General features: G+C 50.8%; 11 protein-coding genes. 6 read left to right on the top strand and 5 right to left on the bottom strand.

The genetic code is table 11. The features are described from left to right. Positions 1–25 precede the first annotated feature (25 nt). Entirely contained in the window at positions 26–1,351 is a 1,326-nt protein-coding gene (locus VFS25_RS12535; protein WP_326462490.1) for a GntP family permease, read from the top strand. Here the strand turns inward: VFS25_RS12535 and VFS25_RS12540 are convergent, their stop codons facing one another. Beyond that, positions 1,352–2,656: an amidohydrolase family protein gene (locus VFS25_RS12540; protein WP_326462491.1), complete on the bottom strand. Its 1,305-nt coding sequence runs from the start codon at positions 2,654–2,656 to the stop codon at positions 1,352–1,354. A 195-nt stretch (positions 2,657–2,851) separates the two neighbouring features. Here VFS25_RS12540 and VFS25_RS12545 point away from each other — a divergent pair, with 195 nt between their 5' ends. The 3 genes from VFS25_RS12545 to VFS25_RS12555 are packed head-to-tail and all read left to right on the top strand — an operon-like array spanning position 2,852 to position 7,015. Next, a complete protein-coding gene (locus VFS25_RS12545) occupies positions 2,852–4,618 on the top strand; it encodes an ABC transporter ATP-binding protein (RefSeq protein ID WP_326462492.1) in 1,767 nt (588 codons plus the stop codon). Continuing rightward, complete coding sequence (locus VFS25_RS12550) at positions 4,599–6,356, top strand: ABC transporter ATP-binding protein (protein WP_326462493.1); 1,758 nt, start codon at positions 4,599–4,601, stop codon at positions 6,354–6,356. Before VFS25_RS12545 ends, VFS25_RS12550 begins: the two co-directional genes overlap by 20 nt. A gap of 59 nt (positions 6,357–6,415) precedes the next feature. Next, positions 6,416–7,015, top strand: a complete 600-nt coding sequence (locus VFS25_RS12555; protein ID WP_326462494.1) for a methyltransferase domain-containing protein — start codon at positions 6,416–6,418, stop codon at positions 7,013–7,015. 21 nt (positions 7,016–7,036) lie between these two features. Here VFS25_RS12555 and VFS25_RS25350 read toward each other — a convergent pair whose 3' ends face one another. Continuing rightward, on the bottom strand, positions 7,037–7,183 hold the full coding sequence (locus tag VFS25_RS25350; RefSeq protein ID WP_414647728.1) for a DUF86 domain-containing protein: 147 nt from the start codon (positions 7,181–7,183) through the stop codon (positions 7,037–7,039). A gap of 187 nt (positions 7,184–7,370) precedes the next feature. Next, entirely contained in the window at positions 7,371–7,682 is a 312-nt protein-coding gene (locus tag VFS25_RS12560) for a nucleotidyltransferase family protein (RefSeq protein ID WP_326462495.1), read from the bottom strand. Between the two features lie 75 nt (positions 7,683–7,757). Here VFS25_RS12560 and VFS25_RS12565 point away from each other — a divergent pair, with 75 nt between their 5' ends. Next, positions 7,758–8,525 (top strand): MBL fold metallo-hydrolase, encoded by a 768-nt coding sequence (locus VFS25_RS12565; RefSeq protein ID WP_326462496.1) that lies wholly within the window; start codon positions 7,758–7,760, stop codon positions 8,523–8,525. Between the two features lie 108 nt (positions 8,526–8,633). Continuing rightward, on the top strand, positions 8,634–8,831 hold the full coding sequence (locus VFS25_RS12570) for a hypothetical protein (protein ID WP_326462497.1): 198 nt from the start codon (positions 8,634–8,636) through the stop codon (positions 8,829–8,831). A 77-nt stretch (positions 8,832–8,908) separates the two neighbouring features. Here the strand turns inward: VFS25_RS12570 and VFS25_RS12575 are convergent, their stop codons facing one another. Further along, entirely contained in the window at positions 8,909–9,910 is a 1,002-nt protein-coding gene (locus VFS25_RS12575; RefSeq protein ID WP_326462498.1) for an alpha/beta hydrolase, read from the bottom strand. 159 nt (positions 9,911–10,069) lie between these two features. Next, positions 10,070–10,618 (bottom strand): carboxymuconolactone decarboxylase family protein, encoded by a 549-nt coding sequence (locus tag VFS25_RS12580; protein ID WP_326462499.1) that lies wholly within the window; start codon positions 10,616–10,618, stop codon positions 10,070–10,072. Between the last annotated feature and the right edge of the window lie 45 nt (positions 10,619–10,663).

The raw sequence follows: 10,663 nt of genomic DNA on the forward strand, positions 1-10,663 counted from the left end.
ATTGTGCGGATAAACCCTTGACTGCATGACCACGGAACTGATACAGGTATTAATTGCTTTACTGGCAGGCATTGGCGTTATTATCCTACTCACAGCTAAATACCGGGTACACGCCCTGTTTGCCCTGTTCCTGGCCTGCTTTGTAACAGGCCTGGGCGTACAGCTGTCTGTAGCAGATATTATTACTGCCATGAAGGACGGCTTTGGCAACATCATGAAATCACTGGGCTTTATTATTGTGCTGGGCACCACCCTGGGCGTGCTGCTGGAATTTACCGGCAGCACCCGTGTAATGGCCGCTTTTATATTAAAGATGGTGGGCGAAAAGTATGCAGCGGTGGCCATGAGCCTTACCGGCTTTATTGTAGGTCTGCCTATTTTTTGCGACTCCGGCTACATTGTGCTGAGCGGCCTTAACCAGTCGCTGGCAAAACGTACGGGCATTTCCGTAGTAATTATGGCTGCATCCCTGGCTACCGGCTTATACGCCGTGCATTGCCTGATACCGCCCCACCCCGGCGCCACTGCTGCCGCTGGGGCCATAGGCGCTGATTTTGGGAAGCTGATGTTAATGGGTATTGGTGTAGCCATACCCGCTGCTGTTGCCGGCGGCTGGTGGGCGCGTTATGCAGGTAAAAAATTGCCGGTAGTGCAGCATACGTTTACTGAGGAAACGGCGGAAAGTCCCGCCCTACCGGTATGGCTGGCCTTTTTACCCGTAGTGGTGCCTATATTGCTTATTGCGTTGGGTGCTTTTACCAATATTGAAAAAGACGGCAGCAGCTGGTTCCGCATTTTCCATATCCTGGGCGATCCGGTGCTGGCCCTGTCTGCAGGCGTGCTGCTGGCTTTTACCGGCGGCAGGGGATGGACCAGGCAAACCACCGGCAAGCTGCTGCAGGAAGCCGCGGAAAAAGCAGGCGGCATACTTGTGATCATTGGTGCAGGCGGCGCTTTCGGGGCGGTGCTGGCGGCGGCTAAAATAGGCGAGCATGTAAGCGCAGCCGTACCATTGGGCAGCCTGGGCATCGTATTCCCGTTCCTGTTAACAGCGCTGCTGAAAACCGCACAGGGTTCCTCTACCGTGGCCATTATTACTGCCGCCTCTATCGTGCAGCCGTTATTGCCCGCGCTGGGACTTGACACGGAAACCGGCCGCATATTGTGCATACTGGCCCTGGGCGGCGGCTCCATGACAATTTCCCATGCCAACGATGCTTACTTCTGGGTTATATCCCGGTTCTCGGGGCTTGATATGCGCACCATGCTGAAAGTATATTCCATTGCTACCCTGTGGATGGGGTTAGTAACCATAGTGGTGGTGTACCTGCTGTCGCTGTTCCTGCTGTGATCAGGGTTGTTTATAGATCACACCGTCTTTCATTACAAAATCTACCTGCTCAAGGGCTTTAGTATCTGTTACCGGGTTGCCCGGTACGGCAATGATGTCGGCCAGCATGCCTTTGCGGATGCTTCCTATTTTTCCGCCCCATCCAAAAATTTCCGCATTGCCGCTGGTAGCCGCCCGCAGTACCGCATCTGCCGGCATGCCATACTCCACCATCTTCTCCAGCTCCAGGTAATTTTTGCCATGCGCAAATACGCCTACGTCGCCGCCGGCGCAAATAGCAACGCCGGCCTGCAACGCAGCGCGGAAACTTTTACGTTTCTGCCGCACGCGTTCCGGCGCGGGGTCAATACCCGGGCGCCATCCTTTGTACATGGCTCCTGCTTCCACGGCCATAATGGTGGGGCACAGCGCAATACCTTTCTCTTTCATCAGGCGGAATATTTCCGGCGTACCGCCATCTCCATGCTCAATGGTGTGCGCACCGGCCAGTATGGCGCGGCGCATACCTTCGGCTGTACCGGCATGCGCTGCCACATAACGCCCGCCGGAGGCCGCAGTTTCCACAGCCGCCTGCAGCTCATCTATGCTAAAGGTAGGCGCGGACTGGTCTTCCAATCCCCAGCGGTAGTCGGCATATACCTTTACAACATCCGCTCCCTTGCCTATCTGTGTGCGTACTTCTTTGATCATGCCTTCCCTCCCGTCAGTTTCTGCCGCGCCTTTGGGCAACTCAAAGTCGGCAATTATGTTTTTTACGCCATAGCTGCCGGTAGCCACAATGGCCCGGGTGGCAATCAGCAGGCGCGGACCAGGTATCACGCCTTTGGCTATACTTTGTTTGAGGCCCACATCATCATACCCCGCCCCTTCCGTACCCAGGTCGCGGGCAGTCGTAAAGCCGGCCATCAGCGTAGCTTTGGCATGTTCCGCAGCGCGTATGGCCCTTTCTGCACGCGACTCGGTAAGCAGCTGGTCGTTCCATTTTACTTCATTGTACGGGTGTAGGAACAGGTGCGTATGCCCTTCAATAAGACCGGGCAGCAGCGTTTGCTGCGGCAGGGCAATGATGCGCGCCGGCGCCGGCGTAGTAAAAGAACCGGCCGGCCCCACAGCCGCTATCATATTGCCTTTTACCAGCACCTGCCAGTTTTTTTGCAGCGTGTGGCCGTCAAATACCTGCATGGGCTGCAGCAGCGTGTAGCCGGTATCTGCCGGCGACTGGGCTATTAACCGGCCAAAGCAAAAACATAACAGCAAACCGGGAAAGCCCATACAGAAAATGGTTTTTAGGAGCGGCTTAAACATGTGTTAAAACATTGGTTTTACAAGATAAGCATTGCGCTGCATACCGCATGCTAACAGCGGTTTACACGCCGTTCTTTTTTTCCGCCGGCTGCCATAATAAATATTTCACATGCCGCAAGCCATAATATTTTTCTAATTTTAAAATATAATGACCGGTCTATCCGTCATGCCTTCATACCCTCATTGATTTTCACTATGCAAAAAGCTAAAAAAGCTAACGGATCCACCACAACAGCCGCCCGCAAGCCCCCCAAGCTTTCCTCCCTTATACAGCCTTACCGCGGTATAATTGGATTGCTGATATTGCTGGCGCTTTTAAGCAACGGGCTGAACCTGGTGATCCCCCGCATTATTGCCTACGGTATTGACGCTTATGGCCGGGGCGATCTGCAGTTCAGGCCAATTTTCCTGTATTTCTCGCTTGCGGCGCTGTTCATTTTCATTTTTGCGTACCTGCAAAGCATTATGCAAACCTACGCTTCGGAAAAAGTGGCGCGCGACCTCCGTACCCGGCTGTCAATGAAAGTATCGGGGCTAACCTATGCGCAGGTACAGGAAAACAATCCTGCCAAGCTGCTCACCAACTTTACGTCCGATATTGATACGGTAAAGCTGTTCGTTTCCCAGGCAGTAGCCTCTATTGCATCGTCGCTTGTGGTGATCATCGGCGCTGCCATATTGCTGATGCAGATCAACTGGAAACTGGCGCTGGCAGTGCTCATGATCATCCCGCTTATTACCCTCACCTTTGTAACCGTATTCCGTAAAATGAGGGCCCTGTTCCTGAAAATCAGGGCTACTATGGACTGGCTGAACAAAGTGATCACCGAAAGCATATTGGGTGCTGCGCTCATACGCGTGCTGAATGCGCAGGCGCTGGAATATGACAAGTTCTTTACCGCCAATACAGAAACCAGGGACATCGGCCTTTCCATTATGCGGCTGTATGCCAAGCTGATACCTGTGATCACATTTATATCCGGTTTGGCTATCGTTACCATTCTGGCGCTGGGCGGGCATTTTGTGATCAGCGGCAGCATGACGCTGGGCGACCTGGCAGCTTTTAACAGCTACCTTTCCATCCTCATTTTTCCCATCATTATGATAGGTATTATGAGTAACGTAATTGCCCAATCTTCCGCCGCCTATCAGCGTGTGGAAACCATATTATCCATGCCCGATGCAGTGGAAACCGGCACCATTACCGCTCCTTTACAAGGCAATATTGCCGTGCGCAACATACGCCTGCAGTATGAGGGCAAACCGGTGCTGAAGGATGTTTCGTTTTCCGTAAAAGCAGGCAGCAAAACCGCCATCATAGGTCCTACGGCAGCCGGCAAAACACAGCTGCTATACCTGCTTACCAACCTCTCCAAACCAGGCAGCGGCAGCATTACATATGATGGCCACGATATTGCCAGCTATAACCGCGATGTTCTGCACAAGCAAATAGGGCTGGTGTTCCAGGACAGCATTATCTTCAACATGAGCCTGCGGGAAAATATTGCTTTTAACGAACAGGTTACGGAAGCAGATATGGAACGCGCTATCACCACGGCTGCGCTGAAAGACTTTATTGATGCGCTGCCGCAGCAGCTGGACACCATGGTGTCTGAACGCGGCACCAGCCTTTCCGGCGGGCAAAAGCAGCGCATTATGCTGGCGCGCGCCCTGGCCATTAACCCGAAAATTTTATTGCTGGATGATTTTACCGCGCGGGTAGACAATCATACCGAGCAACAGATATTACAGAACCTGTCATTGTATTACCCACACCTGACGCTGGTGTCTGTAACGCAAAAAATTGCTTCCATTGAGCATTATGACCAGATCATTTTGCTGATGGAAGGTGAGGTAGTAGCTACCGGCACCCATGAGGAGCTGATGCAAAGCTGCCCCGAATATGTACAGATCTATCAATCTCAACGCAGCACCAATCACTATGAATTACAATCTAAATAGCACTGCCCCCGAACAGAAAACCAGCACCATGGCGGCGCTGAAAAAGCTGTTCCAGTTCCTGGCGGCGGAGCAGAAAACCCTGCTGCTGGCATTCCTGACCATTATGGTAAGCTCGGGGCTAAACCTTACCGGCCCGGTTATTATCGGTTATACCATCGACCATTTTATACAACACCACCAGTATAATAATATGCTGCTGTTCTGCGGCCTGCTGCTGTTGGTGTACACAGTGGCCTTTGTTGCCAACTACCTGCAGGCCCGCATCATGGGCGGTATTGGCCAGCGCATGCTGTTTAACCTGCGCAATGCCGTATTTGCAAAGCTGCAGGAGCTGCCGGTAGCCTTTTTTAACCAGAACAAGGCCGGCGACCTTATCTCCCGTATTAATAACGATACGGATAAGGTGAACCAGTTCTTTTCCCAATACCTGCTGCAGTTTGTAAGCAATATATTCCTGATGGCAGGCTCCGGCGTTTTCCTGCTGTCCATTAACCCGCGCCTGGGCGGCGCCGCGCTGGCGCCTGCGCTGCTGCTGCTGGTGTTTACCCGCCTTATTTCGCCCTGGGTGCGCCGTAAAAATGCAGCCAACATGAAAAGCACCGGCGGTATGAGCGCCGAAGTGCAGGAAAGCCTGAACAATTTTAAAGTAATTGTGGCCTTTAACCGGCGCGATTATTTCAGGAAACGTTTTGATGAGGTGAACAAACGCAACTACAATACTGCCGTAGGCGCGGGCCTGGCCAATAACGTGTTTATGCCGGTGTTTGGCCTGTGCGCACAGCTGGCCCAGCTGATTGTGCTTACCTATGGTATTTACCTGGTGGCTAACGGGCAGTTTACCGTTGGTATGCTCATCAGCTTTTTTGCGTATGTAACCAGCTTTTACAATCCCATACGCCAGCTGTCTGTTCTATGGGCCAACTTCCAGGTAGCGCTGGCCGGGTGGGACCGTATTTCGCAGATACTCACCCTGCAGTCCGACCTGCCGGTGCTGGCCGTAGCTAAAGATAGCAGCAGCAATGCGGTAATGGAGTTCCGCAACGTGCAGTTCCGCTATCCCGACAGTGCGCCTGTGCTCCATAATGTAAGCTTTACCATGGAGCGCGGTAAAACTTATGCGCTGGTAGGGCCTACCGGCGGCGGTAAAACCACCACCGCCTCCTTAATAGCACGGCTATACGATCCTACAGAGGGGCAGGTGTTCCTGAACGGGAAAGATATACGCACTTATGAGCCGGCATCGCGCACGGGCAAAATAGGGTTTATTTTACAGGAGCCTTTCCTGTTCACCGGTACACTGCGCGATAACATTTTGTTCGGCAATGCCGAATATGTGAACATGACCAATGAGGAGCTGACCGCCGTAATACATGAAGCGCACCTCGAAAGCCTGCTGGCACGCTTTGAGCAGGGACTCGATACCAAAATCATGGCCAGCGGCGATGCCGTAAGCCTGGGGCAAAAACAGCTCATAGCCTTTATACGCGCGGTGCTGCGCAAGCCCGAGCTGCTGATACTGGATGAAGCCACCGCCAATATTGACACCATTACAGAACAGTTGCTGGAAAAAATACTGCGGCAGCTGCCCGATACTACCACCCGCGTAATTATTGCGCACCGGCTAAACACCATTGAAAGCGCAGATGAGATATTTTTTGTGAACGCTGGTGAGGTAATACGCGCCGGCTCCCTGGAGCATGCAGTAAATATGCTGCTGCATGAGAAGCGGGCCAGCTAAGTCACAACTACCATTTATTTTTTACGGTTACCTTTACAGCGGAAAAAGCAAACAGTGAAATGATTGACCCTACAGGTGAAGCGCATTACTTCTCATCCAACGCTGATTTTGACAGTATTTACCCGGAGCGTATACAGCGCCTGTCCAAACGCCACTGGACGCCGCTGGGCGTTGCTAAAAAAGCAGCGCAGTTCCTGGCGGCCAATCCGGGCGATAAAATATTAGACATTGGCAGCGGCGTGGGCAAATTTTGCCTGGTTGGCGGTTTCTTTTGCCCGCAGCAGCACTTTTACGGTATAGAACAACGCCAGGAGCTGGTGGAACATGCAACAACCGCACAGCTGCTCACCGGGGTAACCAATGTAACATTTATGCACGGCGATTTTACGCGGCTGGATGTAACCCCGTACAACCACTTTTATTTTTATAACTCTTTTTATGAGCACCTGGTTGAGTCTGATGACCGGATAGATGATGAGGTGGACTATTCAGAAGGCATGTATAACTACAACGCACATGCGCTGTACCAGGCATTACACAGCAAGCCGCCCGGCACCCGCGTGGTTACCTTTCACAGCCTGCTGGATGAGATGCCGCCCGGTTACCAGCTGGCTTATAGCTCGCTGGGGATGTTGCTGAAGGGATGGATAAAGGTGTAGGATGTACAAAATCTGCGTTTTTCAGTCAGGGTTAATATCATTAAATAGTCCGTCAATAAATTCCTTTAATGCAGGTAGTTTAGTTTCCACAATATTCCATACGATGTCATAATCCACACCAAAATAATCGTGGATAAGCTTATCTCTTGTTCTTGCCATTTTTTCCATTCAATATGCGGGTAAGCAGCGGTGAATTCTGCATCCAGCTTCTTGGTTGCTTCTCCTATTATTTCAAGGCTCCTCACAAAGCCCTGCATAAAATACCGTCATTAATAACTTCATCTTTTGCTTTACCATGCGTAGCTTGCAATACAAAATCTATTTCGTCCAGTATGTGTCGGAGTAATTCACAAGATTAGAGGCTAACATTTTCTACCTCTTTTAGTATATGAGGACCTATATATTTGCTTAATGACTGAGAGGTTACCAGCTCAACATTTCTGCCCAGCAGATCTTCCAGGTAAAACGCCAGCTCCATAAAGTTATCATAGCTCTTTTTATCCGGTTCAAATTCAACCAGCAGATCTATATCACTATTTGTGTTGGCTGTATTACGCACAAAAGAACCAAACAAACCTAGCTCCTTCACCCCAAAAGATTTTATCTGCTGCCGGTGGCTGGATAAGCATTGTAATAATGTAGCCTTATTATTAACTGCTGTTTGCATATAACAAATTTAAACTTTTATTCGCCATTTTCCCCCCTTATCGCCTTATATTTACCCTGTCTAAAAACTACGGCCATGTCTTCCATTACCATACAGCTGCTCCGCCATGCAACCCTCCTGCTCAGCGTTAATAACCAACGTATACTGGTTGACCCAATGCTTGGTAAAAAAGCAACAATGGACCCCGTGCCCATGGCTGCCAGCACCGACCGCATTCCCCTGGTGGATTTGCCCATTACCGACAGCGGGCTGGCGGCACTGCTCAACAGCCTGGATGCGGTAATAGTAACCCATACGCACCGCGATCACTGGGACGCCGCCGCGCAGGAAATGCTTCCCAAAGACAAGCTAATCTTTTGCCAGCCCATTGATGAAGCGCTGCTGCAGTCACAGGGATTTACCCGCGTGCAGCCGGTAGAAAATAGCTTTATCTGGAACGATATTTCCATACACCGCACCAACGGGCAGCACGGCACCGGCGAAATCGGGCAGAAAATGGGAAAGGTTTCGGGGTTTGTGCTTACCTATGACGACCAGCGTGTGTACATTGCCGGCGATACCATCTGGTGCAGCGATGTGGAAGACGCCATTACCACACACCTGCCTACCCATATTATTGTAAACGGCGGCGGCGCGCAGTTTGTACAGGGCGATCCTATTACCATGACTGTTAACGATGTGCTGGCCGTTGCGCAATTCACGCAGGCGCCCATACAGGTGGTACACCTGGAAACCGTAAACCACTGCTACCAGCGCAGGGAAGATTTTAAAGCAGCCATTGCAGCCAATGAGCTGCAGGCGCAGGTAGGCGTACCGGACGACGGCGCTTCATGGAGCCTGTAATGCATCATCTCAAAGCTCAACAGTTAATTATTTTTCCTTTTTCCTGCTGACATAAGGCTGTCATACACCGGTGTTTACTTTGTATCAGCAAGTAAATAATAAACGGATATGACCAGCAACATTCAAACAAACATTTACCCGCAGCGGCCGGAAACGCCCGCAGCACTACGGCTGGTCTGTGGCGCTGCAGCACCGGCTGAGTGGGTTGTGGATAATGTGCTTGCTGCAGTAGCCGTGGAAAGCGATATAACCGACCGGTTTTCACAGGATGATCTGACAGCCATTCTTGCACAGTACCTGCTCTGACGAATGCAGCTGCTATAAAAACAAACACCTTGCAGTACTCCTGCAAGGTGCTTACAATTTTATCCGGCAAGGCTGCATTATAGCTGCAGGTATTTCCTCAGTTCAGCTGCGGCATGCTCAAACAGCGAGCGGGTGGTGGGCAATGTAGCCAGGGGGTTCAACAGGCCAAAATCATGGATCATCCCGTTGTAGCGAACCGTGGTTACCGGTACGCCGGCTTCATCCAGCTTACGGCCATAGGCTTCACCTTCATCCCGCAGGATGTCGTTTTCCGCAACCTGTATCAGCGCCGGCGGCAGGCCTTTCAGCTGCTCTACCGTATTGCGCAGAATAGCCAGGTGCGGTTCTTTACGTTCATCAGCGTCGGTAGTGTACTGGTCAAACATCCATTTCATTAAGGAGGAGGTCAGAAAGCGGTCTTCCCCGAACTGTTGATAAGAGCCTGTTTCAAAATTGGTGTCTGTTACAGGCCACATCAATATCTGCAGCTTTATTTCCGGACCACCTTTTTCCTTGGCCATTAAAGCAGTTACACCTGTCATGTTGCCGCCTACGCTATTGCCGACTACGGCCAGTCTTGCACCATCTACATTAATTTCGCTACCATGTTCGGCTACCCATTTGGTAGCAGCATAAATTTCATTGATCGCCTGGGGGTATTGGGCTTCAGGAGAAGGAGTGTAGTTTACAAACACGGCTGCTGCACCGGACAGCACTACCAGGTCGCGCACCATACGCTTATGGGTGGGGTAGTCGCCCAGGATCCAGCCGCCGCCATGAATGAAAATAAATACAGGCAGGGTTTCTTTAACGCCTTCGGGGCGTACAATGTTCAGCTTAATCGTATAGCCGTCTGCGGTGACGGTTTTTTCCGACTCCTCAATGCCGGACAGGTCTACTTTTACAGAATTTTGAAGGGTTACCAGCACATTGCGGGCTTCTTCCTTGGGAAGGCTTTCCACCGGGGCGCCGCCGGCATTCAGTTTTTTCAGCAGCGCTTTGGTGCCGCTGTCAATGTGAGGGTCTGTTGCATAGTTGGCTACGGCGCTGTTCTTTTCTACAATAATAGTGTTGCTCATGATTGGGATTTTTAAAGATGATGGTATTGTACATTCAATTGAAGGGGACATCTGGTATCACACGATTTGCACTTTTCACAGAGCCGCTATAAAGATACCAGAATATCCCTGTCAATGATATATGCTGAGTAACGATTTGTTGTTATTTTTTTTGTACCCTTATGCAGTGGCGGTTGCTAAGGAAGGGGCCGGGGAAAAGTCAACCGGTATCTGGGTCACGCCATACAGCAGGTTGGTGATGGTTTTATCGCCTATTACCAGGATGGCATCCACCAGGTTTTCATTGGTATAACCGGCGGCAAAGAAATTATCTACCAGTGCAGCATCTGCCTTACCGCGGTTTTCCGTGAGGCTTTTGGCCAGCTTTACCAGCGCATCCAGTTTCGCGTCAAAAGGCGCTTCACCACGCCGGATGCTCAATACCTGCTCATCTGTAAAGCCATTCAGCTTGGCAATCACAGTATGGGCGCTTAAACAGTAGTCGCATTCATTCACCTGGCTTACCACCAGGTTAACGGCTTCTTTTTCTTTGGCTTTGAGAGAGCTTTTGGCATTGGAGAAGGCCAGGTAGCTGCCCAGCGCATTTTCAGAAAGGGCAAAAGTGGCATACAGGTTGGGAACCTTCCCTAATTTTTTGGTTAAGTTGTCAAACAATTGCTGGTTGGCGGCTGATACGTTTTCTCTGGCGGGAACTTCAAAAGTTTTCATTTTTATATCGTTTTAGTTTTACGTTGTCGTTATTGACGATGTAAA

It is taken from the genome of Chitinophaga sp., from assembly GCF_035761305.1.
Lineage (GTDB): Bacteria > Bacteroidota > Bacteroidia > Chitinophagales > Chitinophagaceae > Chitinophaga.

What these genes read in the sequence shown, in the direction of transcription:
- VFS25_RS12540 (WP_326462491.1), bottom strand. Translation starts at nt 2,656, where the DNA reads ATGTTTAAGCCGCTCCTAAAAACCATTTTCTGTATGGGCTTTCCCGGT.
- VFS25_RS12555 (WP_326462494.1), top strand. Translation starts at nt 6,416, where the DNA reads ATGATTGACCCTACAGGTGAAGCGCATTACTTCTCATCCAACGCTGAT.
- VFS25_RS12560 (WP_326462495.1), bottom strand. Translation starts at nt 7,682, where the DNA reads ATGCAAACAGCAGTTAATAATAAGGCTACATTATTACAATGCTTATCC.
- VFS25_RS12570 (WP_326462497.1), top strand. Translation starts at nt 8,634, where the DNA reads ATGACCAGCAACATTCAAACAAACATTTACCCGCAGCGGCCGGAAACG.
- VFS25_RS12580 (WP_326462499.1), bottom strand. Translation starts at nt 10,618, where the DNA reads ATGAAAACTTTTGAAGTTCCCGCCAGAGAAAACGTATCAGCCGCCAAC.
- VFS25_RS12535 (WP_326462490.1), top strand. Translation starts at nt 26, where the DNA reads ATGACCACGGAACTGATACAGGTATTAATTGCTTTACTGGCAGGCATT.
- VFS25_RS12565 (WP_326462496.1), top strand. Translation starts at nt 7,758, where the DNA reads ATGTCTTCCATTACCATACAGCTGCTCCGCCATGCAACCCTCCTGCTC.
- VFS25_RS12575 (WP_326462498.1), bottom strand. Translation starts at nt 9,910, where the DNA reads ATGAGCAACACTATTATTGTAGAAAAGAACAGCGCCGTAGCCAACTAT.
- VFS25_RS25350 (WP_414647728.1), bottom strand. Translation starts at nt 7,183, where the DNA reads ATGGAAAAAATGGCAAGAACAAGAGATAAGCTTATCCACGATTATTTT.
- VFS25_RS12545 (WP_326462492.1), top strand. Translation starts at nt 2,852, where the DNA reads ATGCAAAAAGCTAAAAAAGCTAACGGATCCACCACAACAGCCGCCCGC.
- VFS25_RS12550 (WP_326462493.1), top strand. Translation starts at nt 4,599, where the DNA reads ATGAATTACAATCTAAATAGCACTGCCCCCGAACAGAAAACCAGCACC.